The organism is Ottowia flava (assembly GCF_008017535.1).
In the GTDB taxonomy this organism is placed as follows: domain Bacteria; phylum Pseudomonadota; class Gammaproteobacteria; order Burkholderiales; family Burkholderiaceae_C; genus Ottowia; species Ottowia flava.
In genome coordinates this window covers 115,710-132,327 of sequence record NZ_VRUA01000009.1, presented here as the reverse complement: position 1 = coordinate 132,327, position 16,618 = coordinate 115,710, and the positions used below count along the sequence as shown (strand labels likewise).

General features: G+C 65.5%; 13 protein-coding genes. 10 read left to right on the top strand and 3 right to left on the bottom strand.

Annotated elements, in window-relative coordinates; all coding sequences use genetic code 11:
- Positions 1-9: 9 nt before the first annotated feature.
- From carB to FVQ98_RS11070, 4 genes are all read left to right on the top strand, one after another.
- Positions 10-3,288 (top strand): carbamoyl-phosphate synthase large subunit, encoded by a 3,279-nt coding sequence (gene carB / locus FVQ98_RS11085; protein ID WP_147913504.1) that lies wholly within the window; start codon positions 10-12, stop codon positions 3,286-3,288.
- Positions 3,289-3,441: 153 nt separating this feature from the next.
- Positions 3,442-3,918 (top strand): transcription elongation factor GreA, encoded by a 477-nt coding sequence (gene greA, locus FVQ98_RS11080; protein WP_147913503.1) that lies wholly within the window; start codon positions 3,442-3,444, stop codon positions 3,916-3,918.
- Between the two features lie 10 nt (positions 3,919-3,928).
- Positions 3,929-4,360 carry a DUF4149 domain-containing protein gene (locus FVQ98_RS11075; RefSeq protein WP_147913502.1) on the top strand — a complete coding sequence of 144 codons (432 nt, stop codon included), beginning with the start codon at positions 3,929-3,931 and terminating at the stop codon, positions 4,358-4,360.
- Complete coding sequence (locus FVQ98_RS11070) at positions 4,350-5,246, top strand: Kdo hydroxylase family protein (RefSeq protein WP_147913501.1); 897 nt, start codon at positions 4,350-4,352, stop codon at positions 5,244-5,246. The genes FVQ98_RS11075 and FVQ98_RS11070 overlap by 11 nt, the downstream gene beginning before the upstream one ends.
- Positions 5,247-5,475: 229 nt before the next feature.
- Here the strand turns inward: FVQ98_RS11070 and FVQ98_RS11065 are convergent, their stop codons facing one another.
- The 3 genes from FVQ98_RS11065 to FVQ98_RS11055 all read right to left on the bottom strand — a co-directional run bounded on the left by FVQ98_RS11065 (position 5,476) and on the right by FVQ98_RS11055 (position 8,577).
- Positions 5,476-7,116 (bottom strand): IPTL-CTERM sorting domain-containing protein, encoded by a 1,641-nt coding sequence (locus FVQ98_RS11065; protein ID WP_147913500.1) that lies wholly within the window; start codon positions 7,114-7,116, stop codon positions 5,476-5,478.
- A 173-nt stretch (positions 7,117-7,289) separates the two neighbouring features.
- Entirely contained in the window at positions 7,290-8,012 is a 723-nt protein-coding gene (locus FVQ98_RS11060) for a glycosyltransferase (RefSeq protein ID WP_147913499.1), read from the bottom strand.
- A gap of 88 nt (positions 8,013-8,100) precedes the next feature.
- The gene (locus tag FVQ98_RS11055) at positions 8,101-8,577 is read right to left on the bottom strand and encodes a YhbY family RNA-binding protein (protein ID WP_147913498.1); all 477 of its coding nucleotides are present in this window, start codon (positions 8,575-8,577) and stop codon (positions 8,101-8,103) included.
- A gap of 50 nt (positions 8,578-8,627) precedes the next feature.
- Between FVQ98_RS11055 and FVQ98_RS11050 the strand changes: the two genes are divergently transcribed.
- The 6 genes from FVQ98_RS11050 (at position 8,628) to FVQ98_RS11025 (ending at position 16,522) form a co-directional block, all read left to right on the top strand.
- Positions 8,628-9,308 carry an RlmE family RNA methyltransferase gene (locus FVQ98_RS11050; protein WP_147913497.1) on the top strand — a complete coding sequence of 227 codons (681 nt, stop codon included), beginning with the start codon at positions 8,628-8,630 and terminating at the stop codon, positions 9,306-9,308.
- 185 nt (positions 9,309-9,493) lie between these two features.
- Positions 9,494-11,410 carry an ATP-dependent zinc metalloprotease FtsH gene (gene ftsH, locus FVQ98_RS11045; protein ID WP_147913496.1) on the top strand — a complete coding sequence of 639 codons (1,917 nt, stop codon included), beginning with the start codon at positions 9,494-9,496 and terminating at the stop codon, positions 11,408-11,410.
- 92 nt (positions 11,411-11,502) lie between these two features.
- A complete protein-coding gene (gene folP / locus FVQ98_RS11040; RefSeq protein WP_147913495.1) occupies positions 11,503-12,390 on the top strand; it encodes a dihydropteroate synthase in 888 nt (295 codons plus the stop codon).
- Between the two features lie 125 nt (positions 12,391-12,515).
- Positions 12,516-13,877 carry a phosphoglucosamine mutase gene (gene glmM, locus FVQ98_RS11035; RefSeq protein ID WP_147913494.1) on the top strand — a complete coding sequence of 454 codons (1,362 nt, stop codon included), beginning with the start codon at positions 12,516-12,518 and terminating at the stop codon, positions 13,875-13,877.
- A gap of 120 nt (positions 13,878-13,997) precedes the next feature.
- Positions 13,998-14,729, top strand: a complete 732-nt coding sequence (locus FVQ98_RS11030; RefSeq protein WP_147913530.1) for a spermine/spermidine synthase domain-containing protein — start codon at positions 13,998-14,000, stop codon at positions 14,727-14,729.
- Positions 14,726-16,522 carry a GspE/PulE family protein gene (locus FVQ98_RS11025; RefSeq protein ID WP_147913493.1) on the top strand — a complete coding sequence of 599 codons (1,797 nt, stop codon included), beginning with the start codon at positions 14,726-14,728 and terminating at the stop codon, positions 16,520-16,522. The genes FVQ98_RS11030 and FVQ98_RS11025 overlap by 4 nt, the downstream gene beginning before the upstream one ends.
- Positions 16,523-16,618 lie beyond the last annotated feature (96 nt).

Here is a 16,618-nt window from a genome sequence, read left to right as displayed (position 1 = left end):
CGCCAAGCCATGCCCAAACGTACCGATCTGAAAACCATCCTCATCATCGGCGCCGGCCCCATCGTGATTGGCCAGGCCTGTGAATTCGACTATTCCGGCGTGCAGGCCTGCAAGGCGCTGCGCGAAGAGGGCTACAAGGTCGTCCTGATCAACAGCAACCCCGCCACGATCATGACCGACCCGGCCACCGCCGACGTCACCTACATCGAGCCCATCACCTGGCAGACGGTCGAAAAGATCATTGCCAAGGAGCGCCCCGACGCCATCCTGCCCACCATGGGCGGCCAGACCGCGCTGAACTGCGCGCTGGACCTGTGGAAGAACGGCGTGCTGGCCAAGTACAACGTCGAGCTGATCGGCGCCACGCCCGAGGCCATCGACAAGGCCGAAGACCGCCTGAAGTTCAAGGAGGCCATGACCAAGATCGGCCTGGGCTCGGCGCGCTCGGGCATCGCCCACACGATGGACGAAGCCTGGGCCGTGCAAAAGCAGGTGGGCTTTCCCACCGTGATCCGCCCCAGCTTCACGCTGGGCGGCACGGGCGGCGGTATCGCCTACAACCCCGAAGAGTTCGAGACCATCTGCAAGCGCGGCCTCGAAGCCTCGCCCACCAACGAGCTGCTGATCGAAGAATCGCTGCTCGGCTGGAAAGAGTACGAGATGGAGGTGGTGCGCGACAAGGCCGACAACTGCATCATCGTGTGCTCGATCGAAAACCTCGACCCGATGGGCGTACACACGGGCGACTCGATCACCGTGGCGCCGGCGCAGACGCTGACGGACAAGGAATACCAGCTCATGCGCAACGCCAGCATCGCCGTGCTGCGCGAGATCGGCGTGGACACGGGCGGCTCCAACGTGCAGTTCTCGGTCAACCCGAAGGACGGCCGCGTCATCGTGATCGAGATGAACCCGCGCGTGTCGCGTTCGTCTGCGCTGGCATCGAAGGCCACGGGCTTTCCCATCGCCAAGGTGGCGGCCAAGCTGGCCATTGGCTACACGCTGGACGAACTGCGCAACGACATTACCGGTGGCGCCACGCCCGCCAGCTTCGAGCCGAGCATCGACTACGTCGTCACCAAGATCCCGCGCTTCGCGTTCGAGAAATTCCCCGCCGCCGACGACCGCCTGACCACGCAGATGAAGAGCGTGGGCGAGGTCATGGCCATCGGCCGCACCTTCCAGGAATCGTTCCAGAAAGCTCTGCGCGGCCTCGAAGTGGGCGTGGACGGTATGAACGAGAAGACCCAGGACCGCGAATGGCTCGAAAAAGAGCTGGGTGAACCCGGGCCGGACCGCATCTGGTTCGTGGGAGATGCTTTCGCCGCTGGATGGTCGCTGGACGAAGTGCACGCCATCACCAAGATCGACAAGTGGTTCCTGGTGCAGATCGAAGAGATCATCAAGATCGAGCTGGACCTGGACAAGCACACCGAAGCCTTGGGTGAGAAGGCGCTGGAAGCGCTCTCGAAAGAGGAGCTGCTCACGCTCAAACGCAAAGGCTTCTCGGACCGTCGCTTGGCCAAGCTGCTGAAGACCACCGACAAGGCCGTGCGCGAGCGCCGCCGCGCGCTGAACGTCCGTCCGGTTTACAAGCGCGTGGACACCTGCGCCGCCGAGTTCGCCACCAACACCGCCTACATGTATTCGACCTACGAGGTCGAATGCGAGGCCGCGCCCACCGACAAGAAGAAGATCATGGTGCTGGGCGGTGGCCCCAACCGGATCGGCCAGGGCATCGAATTCGACTACTGCTGCGTGCACGCCGCGCTGGCGATGCGCGAAGACGGGTACGAGACCATCATGGTCAACTGCAACCCCGAAACCGTGTCGACCGACTACGACACGTCCGACCGTCTGTACTTCGAGCCGCTGACGCTGGAAGACGTGCTGGAGATCGTCGACAAGGAAAAGCCCACCGGCGTGATCGTGCAGTACGGCGGCCAGACCCCGCTGAAGCTGGCGCTGGGCCTGGAAGCCGAGGGCGTGCCGATCATCGGCACCAGCCCCGACATGATCGACGCGGCCGAAGACCGCGAGCGCTTCCAGAAGCTGCTGAATGACCTGGGCTTGCGCCAGCCGCCCAACGCCACCGCCCGCACCGAGGCCGAGGCGCTGGAAAAAGCCGCCGCCCTGGGCTACCCCTTGGTGGTGCGTCCCAGCTACGTGCTGGGCGGCCGCGCCATGGAGATCGTGCATGAGCAGCGCGACCTCGAACGCTACATGCGCGAGGCAGTCAAGGTCAGCAACGACTCGCCGGTGCTGCTCGACCGCTTCCTGAACGACGCGATCGAATGCGACGTGGATGCGCTGTGCGATGGCCAGCGCGTGTTCATTGGCGGCGTGATGGAGCACATCGAGCAGGCCGGCGTGCACTCGGGGGACTCGGGTTGCTCGCTGCCGCCGTACTACCTCAAACAAGCCACGGTCGATGAGTTGAAGCGCCAGACCGCCGCGATGGCCAAAGCCCTGAACGTGGTCGGCCTGATGAACGTGCAGTTCGCCATCCAGGAAAAGCCGCAGCACGACGGCACCAAGCAAGACGTGATCTACGTGCTGGAAGTCAACCCGCGCGCCAGCCGCACGGTGCCCTTCGTCAGCAAAGCCACCGGCATTCAGCTTGCCAAGGTGGCTGCGCGCTGCATGGCAGGCCAGTCGCTGGATTCGCAAGGCATTGGTGCCGAGGTCACACCGCCGTACTTCAGCGTGAAAGAGGCCGTGTTCCCCTTCGTCAAATTCCCAGGTGTGGACACCATCCTGGGCCCCGAGATGAAGTCCACGGGCGAGGTCATGGGCGTCGGTAAGTCCTTCGGCGAGGCGTACGTCAAGGCCCAGATGGGTGCGGGCGAACGCCTGCCGCGCCCGCTGAAGGCCGACGGCACGCCCAGCGGCAAGGTTTTCCTGACGGTGAAGAACAGCGATAAGCCGCAGGCGGTGCAGATCGCGCGCGACCTGCACGCCATGGGCTTCGGCCTGGTCGCCACGCGCGGCACGGCGGCAGCCATCGAGGCGGCGGGCGTGCCGGTACAGACCATCAACAAGGTGACCGAAGGGCGCCCGCACATCGTCGATGCCATCAAGAACGGCGAGATCGTCATGGTGATCAACACCGTGGAAGAGCGCCGCAATGCCATCGCCGATTCGCGCCAGATCCGCACCAGCGCGCTGCTGGGCCGCCTGACCACCTTCACCACCATCGCCGGCGCCGAAGCCGCGGTGGAAGGCATGAAGTTCCTGGACAAGCTGGGCGTGATCTCGGTGCAGGAGATGCACGCGCAGCTGGCCTGATCCTGCCGGCGCGGCTTTCCCTGATCTGGCGCAGCAACCCTGTGCCGGGGTGCGGGAGCCTTGGGACCGCCCGAGGCATAATGTCGTCAGACACACACCGCCGAGGGGCAACGCTCGGCGGTGTTCGCATTTTTTATCTGGACTTAGAGACAAATGGCCACCATTCCCATCACGACGCGCGGCGCCGAGAAGCTCAAGGCCGAGCTGCATCGCCTGAAGACCAAGGACCGCCCGGAAGTCATCAACGCCATCGCCGAAGCGCGCGCGCAGGGCGATTTGAGCGAGAACGCCGAGTACGACGCCGCCAAGGACCGTCAAGGCTTCATCGAAGGGCGCATCAAGGAAGTCGAAGGCAAGCTGGCCGCCGCGCAGATCATTGACCCCACCTCGCTGGACGCAGGTGGCAAGGTGGTGTTTGGCGCCACCGTGCAGCTGGAAGAGGAAGACTCTGGCGAAAAGGTGACCTACCAGATCGTCGGTGAGGACGAGGCCGACCTGAAGCACGGCCTGATCAACATCGGCAGCCCGATTGCGCGTGCGCTGATCGGCAAGGTCGAGGGCGACAGCGCCGAAGTGCAGGCGCCCGGTGGCGTGAAGCACTACGAAATCATCGCCGTCAGCTACGTCTGAAAGCCCGCCCATGAAAGCGCGCTGCTCGCTCTTCGCCGCCGCCCTGTGGTGGGGGAGCCTCAGTGCGATCGGCTTTCTGGCGGTGCCGATGCTGTTTCGCCTGCTGCCCAGTGCGGCGCTGGCCGGCCAGACGGCCGCGCGGCTGTTTTCGGCGCAGACCTGGGTGTCGCTGGCCTGCGGCATCGTGTTGCTCGTCGCCTTGAAGCCAAAAGCGCCTGCGGTGCAGTCTGCATCTGCGCGGGCAGCTACGATTTTGGTAGTGCTGGGCATGCTGATGGCGATGATCGTCGAATACGGTGTGGCGCCGCGCATCGTGCTGCGCCAGAACCTGGCCGTGTGGCACAGCGTCGGCACGCTGATGTACGCTGTGCAATGGCTGTGCGCCGCCGCCGTGCTGTGGCGCCTGGCATCTCCACCGCGCGAGGCAAGCCATGAACAGTGAACCAATCGTAGAAGCCGATGCGTCGGACATGGCGCAGCTCAGCCCGCACGCCGAATGGACGGCAGCGGTCGAGGCCGGCAAGGTGCTGTTCTTCCCGCACCTGGGCTTTCAGGTGCTGCCCGAAGAGCGTGCGCTGCTGCGCGAAGACATGCTGAGCGAGAAGGCGCGCAACGTCAGCCTGGGCGCGGACGGCGTGCTGAAGGGCGCCGGTGGCAGCGCGGCCGACCAGGCGCAGCTGGCGGCCATGGTGGGGCGCTTTCGTGGGCAAGCGCTGCAGCTGGTGGACGTGCTGTTCCCCGAATACCGCGGCCTGCTGCGCGTGGCGCCGACCAGCTTTCGCCCCAAGCAGGTCGAAACGCGGGTGCAGTCCGTGCGCGCCGACGACCAGCGCATGCACGTCGATGCCTTCCCGTCGCGCCCCAGCTATGGCGAACGGCTGCTGCGCGTGTTCGCCAACGTCAACCCGGCCGGCGTGCCGCGGGTGTGGCGCGTGGGCGATTCGTTCGAGACGGTGGCGCGGCAGTTTCTGCCCAAGGCCAAGCCCTACAGCCTGTGGCAGGCCAAGGTGCTGAACGCCGTCAAAGCCACCAAGTCGCTGCGCAGCGAGTACGACCACTACATGCTGCAACTGCACGATTTGATGAAGTTTGACGAGGCCTACCAGAAGAACGGCACGCAGGTCACCATGCCGTTCCCGCCCGGCTGCCTGTGGGTCTGCTATTCCGACCAGGCCACGCACGCGGTGATGAGCGGGCAGTTCATGATGGAGCAGACGCTGTACCTGCCGCCCGGCAAGGAAGTCGACCCGCAGTCCAGCCCGCTGGCGATCCTGACGCGCATCTTCGAGCGTCCGCTGGTGGGCGTGGGGGCTGGCGCCGCGCGCTAGCGGGGCAGGGCGCCGGCGCCACGGCGCACGGGTCGCACGTGCCAGATTGCTACCAATAGCGTAGCTGGCCGCGCAGATAGCTCTAGGGCCAGAGGCCGAAAAACCTTGAAATTCCGGTAGTCGACCGTTGCGGGTGCGCTCCGGTGGTCACGCAAAAAAACAGGCGCCCCAGGGCGCCTGTTGGCGGTCAGGTCGCAGACGTTGCCGAGACCTGGGGTGATCCCCGCGCTCAGCCGCGCGAACGGCGGCGGCGCAGCGCCAGGCCGGCGACGGCGGCGCTGGTCAGCAGCAGCATCCATTCGTTCAGCGTCGGCACGGCGACGGGCGCGATCGGGCCGTTTGGCACGACGGTGGCAGCGGGCGACGGACCGGCGGTACCGAAGGTGCCCGACAGGTTGGCCGTGGTCGTGCAGCTGTACGTCTGGCCGTTGGTCATGCCGCTGAACGTGGCCGTGGTCGGCGTCGCGGGGGTGATACCGGTCTGCGTTTGGCTGTAGCCGCCCGGGCCGGTGCAGGTGACGTCGTAGCTGACCACCGTGGCGCCCAGCGGCAGGGTGGTCGGCGGCGTCAGCGTCACCGTCGCGGTGGTATCGCCCGGCGTGGCGGTGATGCCGGGCAGGCTGGCTGGTGTGATCGGCGGCATCACGGCCACAGGCGGGCTGGGCAGCGTGCTGATGCTTGGCGTGCCCGTGGCGTCGTCCTGCAGTTGGGCCACGGCCGTGCAGTCGTAGCCCTGACCCGCGACCATGCCCGACACCGTGATGGGGCCGGGAGCCGCACCGTTGCCCACCAGCGCCGTCCCGCCGCCGGTTGGCGTGCAAGTCACCGTGTAGGAAACGGGGCTATTCGACGGCGGGAGTGTCGCAGGCGGCGCGACCGTGACCGCCCCCGTTCCATCGACGCCGGTCACCGTCGGCACACGTGCCGCGTCAAAGGAAAAGGTAACTGTCACGCGGCCCGCGGTACCAGCCGCCGCGGCCGTTGCGTTTGCGCCTTTGCCACCGGCGCCGCCACCGTTAGGGTTGAGGGTCGCGCCCTCAACAGGCCCCAGGTCGCAGGACGGCCCGGTCAGGCCGCCAGCGGCATTCCAGTAGGAGTCCCGGGCAGCCATCGCAGCGCCGCGGTCAGCGCCAGAGAAGGTTCCGCCAGCACCGCCAGCACCGCCGCCGTTGACGGCGTCGGTATTGCCTGGCGCGCCGTTGCCCGGCGCGGCACAGGCGGCGGCTGCGGAAGCGAGCGCGGGCACTGGCACGAGAGTGGTGGCGGGGTTCGCCGCGGTGCTGGGCGGCGGAGCCACCGGACCACTGTAGGCTTCGTTGCCCGCCATGCCGATGCCGGTGTAGCCGATTCGCGTGATGAAAGCGCCGGTGGAACCGCCGCCGCCACCGCCGCCGCCGCCCGCACGCACCCAAACCGAGCTTCCCGCGATGTTGAGGGCCGATGCGCCGCCGCCCGCACCGCCGCCGCCACTTTGGACGTTGAGGCCGCCAGGGCCGCCTTGACCCGCGCCTATGCTGGCGTTCGTCGGCGTGGTGGTCGGACTGCGCGGGTCATTGGCGCCAAAGCCGCCGCCGGCGCCGACGACGATGTCGGCCGTGGCATACGGGGGGCCGACCTGGACCAGCCCGCTGACGCTGGAGCCCGCGGCACCTGCGCCCCCGACGGCAGAGTCCTTCCCGCCACCGCCACCGCCACCGCCGTTGACCACGAAGGTCATCACGTTGTACTGCGTGGTGTCGATTGAGGCGGCGTGCGGGCCGGCTGTAGTGAAGGTCTGGGCCAGCGCCGGCACCGCGGCGAAGGAGCTGCCCAGAAGCGTCAACAAGGCGGCACGGCGCACCGGTGTCATGACAAGAAGACGGGTTTTCAAGCTGAGATCTCCCTGCTGGCTAAAAAGTACGTAACGAAACCGTCATAAACGGTACTTAGTACGATTTTAGGCAGAGGTCGGCCACGCCCCTGAGGCCGCCGGTCGCTTGGCGGCGGCTGTCTTGATTTGCTCAAGCATTCGCCCGCCAGCTGTGTGGCGAGCGCAACAGTTGTCTAGCCCTTCCAGGCGTCCGCCACCCACAGCGCCGGCTGAATATGCGCAAAGCGCTTGTTGCGCTTGCCGGCCAGGGCGTCGGGGGGGTTGACTTCGCCGTGGAAGATGACGATGCGTGCGTTGGCGGGCACGAAAGGCGGCTTCCAGTAGTTGCTGGGCCAGGCGGGGATGCAGTGGTACTTGAAGCTGGGGCACCAGCCGGTGGGCCAGTAGTTCAGCTTGCCCTGGCCGTGCAGGTAGTGCGAGAGGAAGTCCTGCTCGTTGCGGTACTTTTGCTGCACTTCCGTCATGTGGGTGCGAAAGTACGCCAGCACGTCGGCGTGTGCGCCGAGTTCGAACCGGTAGACCGACGAATTGCCGGTGATGCGTTCACCAAAGCGCCAGAAGCGCGGGTAGTCGCGGATGATGACGAAGTTGCCCGGCTGGGTGAAAAAGTCGTCCAGCGGGCCGACCACCACCACGTCCAGGTCCATGAACAGCGCGGTGCCGCGCAGGCCGTGCAGATCGCCTTCAAACGTGGTCAGCTTCTTCCAGGCGCCGTCGCGCTGGCCGGGCTTCAGGTTCAGGTTGAGCGGCGGAATCGGCAGGCACTGTACTTCGGGCCGGACGCCGGTGCCGTCGTCGGTCAGGCAGACGAAATTGAAGTCGCCGCTGAGGTGCCGGCGCACCATGCCGTAGAGGCGGTTGACGTAGTCGGGGCCGTACTTGGTGCCCCATTTCATGCACAAAATGTGCCGTTGACGCAGATCAGACATGCGCTGGCAGCTATAAATTCAGGAGTAAGGCGTGACGTGCCGCCACGCCGGGGAATCAGTCGTTGCGGCCTTTCTTGACCGACTTCTGCTTGGGGTCCGAGCGTTTGACCTTGCCGCCTGTGGTTAGGCGCTGGTTGCCCAGCACGCGCACCACGCGCACTTCGGGCCGCTGGCCGCCGCGCTTGCTGTACTTCAGCACCTTCACGTCCTTGGGGCCGGCCATGCGGTCTTCGTCGGGCGCGCCGCGTTCCTTCTTGGGCTTGGGGCGCCACAGCACCAGCAGCTTGCCGATGTGCTGGACGGGCGCAGCGTTCAGCTCGTCGGCCAGTTGCTGGTAGATGGCGTCGCGCGCGGCGCGGTCGTCGCCCAGCACGCGGATCTTGATCAGGCCGTGGGCGTTGAGGGCAAGGTCGGTCTCCTTGCGCACGGCGTCCGTCAGGCCGTCGCCGCCGATCATGACCACGGGGTCGAGGTGGTGCGCCTCGGCGCGGTGGGCCTTGCGTTCAATGGGGGTGAGTTCGATCTGCGGCATGGGCGCGATTATCCCCTGCGGGCAAGGCGGCGCGCGGCGACAATCGGGGCATGAAGGTAAAAACCAAGAGCAAGAAGGTCAACAAGGCTTGGCTGAGCGACCACCTGAACGACCCGTACGTCAAGCTGGCGCAAAAGGAAGGCTACCGCGCGCGGGCGGCGTACAAGCTCAAGGAAATCGACGAAACGCTGAAACTGATCCAACCCGGCCACCGCGTGGTGGACCTGGGCAGCACGCCCGGCGCCTGGAGCCAGTACGTGCGCCGTCGCCTGTCGCCCGAGGGCGCGGCCGTGGGCGCGCTGAACGGCACCATCGTGGCGCTCGACATCCTGCCGATGGAGCCGATCGAGGGCGTGCAATTCCTGCAGGGCGACTTTCGTGAAGACGCGGTGCTGGCGCAGCTGTCCGACGCGGTGGGCGGCCAGCCGCTCGACGTGGTGGTGTCGGACATGGCGCCCAACCTGTCGGGGGTGGAGTCGAGCGACGCTGCGCGCATTGCCCATCTGGTGGAACTGGCGGTGGAATTCTCGCAAAACCACCTCAAGTCCGACGGCGCGCTGGTGGTCAAGGTGTTCCACGGCAGCGGCTACAGCCAACTGGTCAAGCTGTTCAAGGAGACCTTCAAGGTGGTCAAACCAATCAAGCCGAAAGCGTCGCGCGACAAATCGTCGGAAACCTTTTTGGTGGGCATCGGTCTGAAGCACGCCCGCGGGACGGCAAACGGGGCTTGATACCAGAAGTAACGGCGCGGGGCCACACGGGGCATCCCAAAGCCGCCAAAGCGCCAAAACCCTCGAAAAACCCGTTCTTGCCATGCTGACGCTGCTGCCGTCAGGCGGCCGCAAGAGGTTGAAAAGCCTAAAATCACCCGCATGTGCCCGGCATTGCCGGCATTTTGCTGACTGGAGCGTACGCCTTGAAGAATCAATGGTTCTCGAAGATTGCCGTGTGGATGGTGATCGCGATGGTGCTGTTCACTGTGTTCAAACAGTTCGACGGCGGCCGCTTGGCGAGCGCGCAGCACATGGTCTATTCCGAATTCCTCGACGAGGTGCGCAACAACCGCGTCAAGGAAGCCACCATCCAGGAAGGCCAGGGCGGGACCGACATCGTCGCCGTGATGAACGACGACCGTCGCGTGCGCACGCAGGCCACCTACCTGGACCGCGGGCTGGTGGGCGATCTGATTGCGCATGGCGTGAAGTTTGACGTCAAACCGCGTGAGGAAGGCTCGCTGCTGATGACCCTGCTGGTCAGCTGGGGTCCGATGCTGCTCTTGATTGGCGTGTGGGTGTACTTCATGCGGCAGATGCAGGGCGGCGGCAAGGGCGGCGCATTCAGCTTCGGCAAGTCCAAGGCCCGCATGCTCGATGAGAACAACAACCAGGTTACGTTTGCCGACGTGGCCGGCTGCGACGAGGCCAAGGAAGAAGTCAAGGAAGTGGTCGACTTCCTGAAGGACCCACAGAAATTCCAGAAACTGGGCGGTCGCATCCCGCGCGGCCTGCTGCTGGTTGGCCCGCCCGGCACCGGCAAGACGCTGCTGGCCAAGTCGATCGCCGGCGAAGCCAAGGTGCCGTTCTTCAGCATTTCGGGCTCCGACTTCGTGGAAATGTTCGTTGGCGTGGGCGCGGCCCGCGTGCGCGACATGTTCGAAAACGCCAAGAAGAACGCGCCCTGCATCATCTTCATCGACGAGATCGACGCCGTTGGTCGCCAACGTGGCGCGGGCCTCGGCGGTGGCAACGACGAGCGCGAGCAGACGCTGAACCAGATGCTGGTCGAGATGGATGGTTTTGAGACCAACCTTGGCGTGATCGTGGTGGCCGCCACCAACCGCCCCGACATCCTGGACGCCGCCTTGCTGCGCCCCGGCCGCTTCGACCGTCAGGTCTACGTGACGCTGCCCGACATCCGCGGCCGCGAGCAGATCCTGAACGTGCACATGCGCAAGATCCCGATCGGTCAGGACGTCAGCCCGAGCATCATCGCCCGCGGCACGCCTGGCATGAGCGGTGCCGACTTGGCCAACCTGTGCAACGAAGCTGCGCTGATGGCCGCACGCCGCAACGCGCGTGTGGTCGAGATGCAGGATTTCGAGAAGGCCAAGGACAAGATCTTCATGGGCCCGGAGCGCAAGAGCATGGTCATGCCCGAGGAAGAGCGCCGCAACACGGCCTACCACGAGTCCGGCCACGCCCTGATCGGCAAGCTGCTGCCCAAGTGCGACCCGGTGCACAAAGTCACCATCATCCCGCGCGGCCGTGCGCTGGGCGTGACCATGAGCCTGCCGGAAAACGACCGCTACAGCTACGACAAGGAATACATGCTGAACCAAATCAGCATGCTGTTCGGCGGCCGCATCGCCGAAGAAGTGTTCATGAATCAGATGACCACCGGCGCGAGCAACGACTTCGAACGCGCCACCAACTTGGCGCGCGACATGGTCATGAAATACGGCATGAGCGAAGCCATGGGCCCCATGGTCTATGCCGAGAACGAGGGTGAAGTGTTCCTGGGCCGCAGTGTGACCAAGACCACGAACATCAGCGGCGCGACCATGCAAAAGGTCGACGCCGAGGTGCGCCGCATCATCGACGAGCAGTACGCCCTGGCGCGCAAGCTGATCGAAGACAACCAGGACAAGATGCACGCCATGGCCAAGGCCCTGCTGGAATGGGAAACCATCGACGCCGAGCAGCTGGACGACATCATGGCCGGCCGCGCGCCGCGTCCGCCCAAGGATTTCACGCCGCGCACGCCTTCGTCGGGTGGTACGGGCGGACCGTCGCCGGAAGCCAAGCCGGCCGACCCATCGCCCAGCGCGGCCTGAAGGAGCGCAGCGCCAACTGCGCCCTACGTCGCGCAGAACGAGCGGGGCCGTGTGCCCCGCTTTTTTTATTTCTGGTATCCGACCGATTCACCATGCACTGGAAGACCACCCGATTCGATGTGGACCTGAGCGAGCCGCGTGTGATGGGCATCGTCAACCTGACGCCGGACTCGTTCTCGGACGGTGGGCGGTTTGACGACGCGCAGCGCGCGCTGCGGCATTGCGAACAGTTGCTGAAGGACGGCGCCGACATGCTGGACATCGGCGGCGAATCCACGCGCCCGGGCAGCGCGGGCGTGTCCGTGGACGAGGAACTGCGCCGCGTGCTGCCCGTGGTGCGCGAGGCGGTCAAGTTCAACGTGCCGGTGTCGGTGGACACGTCCAAGCCCGAGGTCATGGCGGCGGTGCTGGAACTGGGCGCCGACATCATCAACGACATCTGGGCCTTGCGCCGCCACAGCGCGGACGGCGGTCCGAGCGCACGCGAAGTCGTCACGGCGCACCCGGCCTGTGGCGTGTGCCTGATGCACATGCATGGCGATCCGCTGACCATGCAACTGCAGCCGATGGAAGGCGATGTGGTGCCCGAAGTGCTCCTTTTTTTAGAGCTGGCGGCGCAGAGTCTTCTAGGGGCGGGGGTGCAAAAGGCTCGAATCGCGTTCGATCCGGGCATTGGCTTTGGCAAGACGGTGGCGCAGAACTTCAGCCTGCTGGTGCGGCAGGCGGAGCTGATGCAGCCCGGTTTCCCGCTGCTGGTGGGCTGGTCGCGCAAATCGTCGCTTGGCGCGGTGGTCGCCGATAACGAAGGCGTGGCGCCAGCGCCCGCGGACCGTACGGGCGCGAGCGTGGCCGCCGCCGTGCTGGCCGTCGAGCGTGGCGCACGCGTGGTGCGCGTGCACGATGTGCGTGAGACGGTTCAGGCGCTGCGCGTGTGGCGTGCCATGGCTGCAGGCCAGAGGGCGCTGGTCTTGGCGAATTGAAACCAAGGCGCATCAGAGTTGGCTGATGTGGCGGTAGGTGTGCATCCGGTCGGCGCAGTGGATAATCCGCCACATCGATCAAAAACTATCAAAACAATAGCTGCCTGCGCAAGAGGGATAAGCACATGGGCCGTAAATTCTTTGGAACCGATGGCATTCGCGGTACGGTAGGCCAGCCTCCGATCACGCCAGACTTCGTGCTGCGTCTGGGCCACGCGGTAGGGCGTGTGTTGCGCCGCAGCCAGTCCCGGCCGGTCGTGCTGATCGGCAAGGACACGCGCATCTCGGGGTACATGCTGGAAAGTGCGCTCGAATCCGGCCTCAACTCGGCCGGTGCGGACGTGGTGCTGCTGGGCCCGGTGCCGACACCGGCCGTGGCCTACCTGACTCGCGCCCAGCGAGCCCATCTGGGTGTGGTGATCAGTGCCAGCCACAACCCCTTTGGGGACAACGGCATCAAGTTCTTCAGCAGTGCCGGAACCAAGCTGCCCGACCAGTGGGAGTTGGACGTGGAAGCGGCGTTGGCAGAGGAGCCGCAATGGGCCGACTCCGACCATCTGGGCCGAGCACGTCGACTGGACGATGCGGCGGGCCGCTACATCGAGTTCTGCAAGAGCACTTTCAGCCACTGGTTGTCGCTGCGCGGGTTGAAGCTCGTGATCGATGCGGCCCATGGCGCGGCCTATCAGATCGCACCCAAGGTGTTCCATGAACTGGGCGCTGAGGTCGTGGCCATTGGCTGCGCGCCGGATGGCTTGAACATCAACGATGGTGTCGGAGCGACCCATCCTGAAAATTTGGTCAAGGCCGTCCTCGCGCACGGCGCAGACTATGGGATTGCGCTCGATGGCGACGCCGACCGGCTGCAGATGGTCGATCGCACTGGGCGCCTGTTCAATGGCGACGAATTGCTCTACCTGCTGGCGGCCGATCGGCTGGCTCACCTGCGCGCCAAAGGCACCCAGCGCGGCCCGGAACTCGATGGCGTGGTGGGCACGCTGATGACCAACATGGCGGTGGAACTGGCGCTCAAGCGGCTGGACTACCAGTTCGTGCGCGCCAAGGTGGGCGACCGTTATGTCCTGGAAGAGCTGGCACAGCGCGGCTGGATTTTGGGCGGCGAGGGCTCGGGGCACCTGTTGGCGCTCGATAGGCACAGCACGGGTGATGGCCTGGTCTCCGCACTGCAGGTGCTGCGCGCCTGTGTGGCGAGCGGCAGCACGTTGGCCGAGCTGATGGGTGAGGTGCGACTTTTTCCGCAGACGCTCGTCAACGTGCGGCTGTCATCCGGCCAGGACTGGAAAGCCGCGCCGCAACTGCCCGCGGTCACAGAGGCCGTCGAAGCGGAACTGGGCGACAGCGGGCGCGTCCTGATCCGTCCGAGTGGGACCGAACCCGTGGTTCGTGTCATGGTGGAGGCGCGTGATGGTGCCCAGGCGCAGGCCTGTGCTGAACGGCTGGCGCAGGCGCTGCGGGGGCCCGCGTGACGGGCAGGGCCACGAACCGGGGCGACCAGCGGGTTTTGTCACGATGCGAGCCAAGCCGCATGCGTCTGAGGCGAACCGCGCGGGGATAATGAAACGGTGAAATCTGACGCACTGGCCTCGATGGAGGTCAATCTTTCCGAGAGCGACGGGGTGCGCTATCTGCACCTGGGCACCGAGTGGGTACAAGGGTCGATGCGCATCAAGGCGCCGTTCGATCTTGACCTTGAATACGTGCAGCGGATGATGGCCTGGCTGCTGTTCATGCCGGCGGAGTCGGTGGCGGGGCGGCACGCCATGCAGTTGGGTCTGGGCGCGGGTGCCATCACCAAGTTTTGCTACAAGAAGCTGCGCATGACCTGCACGGCAGTGGAGATCAATCCGCGCGTCGCCGACGTGTGCCGCGCCTGGATGCGTCTGCCGCCGGAAGATGAGCGTTTGCGCGTCGTCATCGGTGATGCGGCGCGCGAGATTCGCGATACGCAGTGGCTTGGCGCTGTCGATGCCCTTGCCGTCGACCTGTACGACGACGAGGCCGCGGCGCCGGTGCTGGACAGCACCGATTTCTACGCCGATTGCCGCCGCTTGCTGACCGAAGACGGCTGCATGACGGTCAATCTGTTTGGCCGCACCGCCAGCTTCGACCGCAGCGTGAACCACATTGCGGAAGTGTTTGGCGCAAGTGCTGTGTGGGCGTTCAAGCCCACGCGCGAAGGCAACGCGGTCGTGCTGGCGCAACGCACACCGACGCGCCCCAAGCGCGCTGCCCTGGAGGCGCAGGCCGACGTGATCGAAGCGCGCTGGGGCTTGCCGGCGCTCAAGTGGCTCAAGGTTTTCAAGGCTCTCGAAAAATGACGCGCAGTACCCGGCCCGCACCATTGGCCCCAGTGCCGACGTACCATGGCCCCGTCCAGTGGCGACACTTGGTCGAATGGTTGCGCGAGGACGGCGTCATCTCGCCCGATGAGGCCGAGCGCACCATCGCTCGGTGCTCGCAGGCCGAAAGCGCACAGCCCGCGCTGGTGCGCCTGGCGGCGGTGAGCATTCAGCGCGTTGCCGATGGGCAAGCGCTCGATGTGGAGGCGCTGACGCAGTTTCTGGCGCGCCGGGCAGGACTGGACTATCTGCGCGTCGACCCGCTGAAGGTGGATGCGGGCAAGGTCGGCGAGGTGATGAGCGCCAGTTACGCCGAGCGGCACAAGGTGCTTCCCGTCATGGTCAGCCCCGGGGAAGTGGTGATTGCGACCAGCGAGCCGTTTGTCGATGACTGGGTTGGGGAAGTCGAGCGGCAGGTCCGGCGCAAGGTGCGGCGCGTAGTCGCCAATCCTGCCGAGATCAAGCGCTATACCGCTGAGTTCTTTGCGCTCGCGAAGTCGGTTCGCGCAGCGCTCAAGAGCGGCGGCTCTACCGGTGCCACCAGCTTCGAGCAACTGGTCGAACTCGGCAAATCCGGCAAGCAACTCGACGCGAACGATCAGGGCGTGATCCAGGTCGTCGACTGGCTCTGGCAGTACGCCTTCGATCAGCGCGCCAGCGACATCCATTTGGAGCCGCGCCGTGACCAGGGCGTGATCCGTTTTCGCATCGATGGCGTGCTGCACCCCGTGTACCAAGTGCCACCGGGCGTGATGAACGCCATCACCGCCCGCGTGAAGCTGCTGGGGCGGATGGACGTGGTTGAGCGTCGGCGACCGCAGGACGGTCGCATCAAGACACGCGGGCCGAGCGGCGACGAATTCGAGATGCGGTTGTCCACGCTGCCCACGGCGTTTGGCGAGAAGCTCGTCATGCGCATCTTTGACCCCGATACGGCGGTCAAGGATTTGTCGGCCCTGGGTTTCACGCCGCACGATGCCGAGCGGTGGGAGGCGTTGGTCGGTCGCCCACACGGCATCATTCTGGTGACCGGTCCGACCGGGTCAGGCAAGACGACGACGCTGTACTCCACTTTGCGCCGCGTGGCGACGGAGTCGGTCAACGTCAGCACCATTGAGGATCCGATCGAGAAGATCGACCCGGCGCTGAACCAGACCCAGGTACAGCCGCAACTGGATTTCAGTTTCGCCGAAGGCGTGCGTGCCCTGATGCGGCAAGACCCTGACATCATCATGATCGGCGAGATTCGTGACCTTGAAACGGCCGAGATGGCGGTCCAGGCAGCGCTGACGGGTCATCTGGTATTCAGCACGTTGCACACCAACGATGCACCATCTGCGCTGACGAGATTGATGGAGCTGGGTGTCCCAGCCTATTTGCTCAACGCCACCATCCTCGGGGTGCTGGCGCAGCGGCTGGTTCGGACGCTTTGCCCGGCCTGCAAGCAACCGGACGAACGTGGCACGACCGAGTTGCTGGCCGAAGCGGTCAAGCCCTGGAAGATCAACAGCGGCAATTACCGGCCCTACAAGCCCGTTGGATGCGTCGATTGCCGCATGACTGGTTACCGCGGCCGGATGGGCATCTATGAACTGCTCTCGGTGACCGAGGCATTTCGCGCCTTGGTGCATGCGGACGTCGGCATGGCCCCGCTGCGCAAGCAAGCCGTGATCGATGGCATGCGCCCCCTGCGCCTTGCCGGCGCCATGCGCGCCGCGGAAGGCCTCACCACGCTGGAAGAAGTGATCGCTGCGACGCCACCGCTTGTTTGATCAGACAGCAGCGCACGCGTCGCCTGCGCGACAGGTGCGCACCGCGCTCGGCCAGTGAGCGCGTCTTGCCATAGGGGTAATCCCGATCCGAGGTAG

Excerpts from the sequence above, each read along its gene's own strand:
- FVQ98_RS11030 (WP_147913530.1), top strand. The coding sequence starts at position 13,998 with ATGGAGGTCAATCTTTCCGAGAGCGACGGGGTGCGCTATCTGCACCTG.
- FVQ98_RS11050 (WP_147913497.1), top strand. The coding sequence starts at position 8,628 with ATGAAGGTAAAAACCAAGAGCAAGAAGGTCAACAAGGCTTGGCTGAGC.
- glmM (WP_147913494.1), top strand. The coding sequence starts at position 12,516 with ATGGGCCGTAAATTCTTTGGAACCGATGGCATTCGCGGTACGGTAGGC.
- FVQ98_RS11070 (WP_147913501.1), top strand. The coding sequence starts at position 4,350 with ATGAACAGTGAACCAATCGTAGAAGCCGATGCGTCGGACATGGCGCAG.
- FVQ98_RS11075 (WP_147913502.1), top strand. The coding sequence starts at position 3,929 with ATGAAAGCGCGCTGCTCGCTCTTCGCCGCCGCCCTGTGGTGGGGGAGC.
- FVQ98_RS11025 (WP_147913493.1), top strand. The coding sequence starts at position 14,726 with ATGACGCGCAGTACCCGGCCCGCACCATTGGCCCCAGTGCCGACGTAC.
- folP (WP_147913495.1), top strand. The coding sequence starts at position 11,503 with ATGCACTGGAAGACCACCCGATTCGATGTGGACCTGAGCGAGCCGCGT.
- FVQ98_RS11055 (WP_147913498.1), bottom strand. The coding sequence starts at position 8,577 with ATGCCGCAGATCGAACTCACCCCCATTGAACGCAAGGCCCACCGCGCC.
- FVQ98_RS11060 (WP_147913499.1), bottom strand. The coding sequence starts at position 8,012 with ATGAAATGGGGCACCAAGTACGGCCCCGACTACGTCAACCGCCTCTAC.
- greA (WP_147913503.1), top strand. The coding sequence starts at position 3,442 with ATGGCCACCATTCCCATCACGACGCGCGGCGCCGAGAAGCTCAAGGCC.
- carB (WP_147913504.1), top strand. The coding sequence starts at position 10 with ATGCCCAAACGTACCGATCTGAAAACCATCCTCATCATCGGCGCCGGC.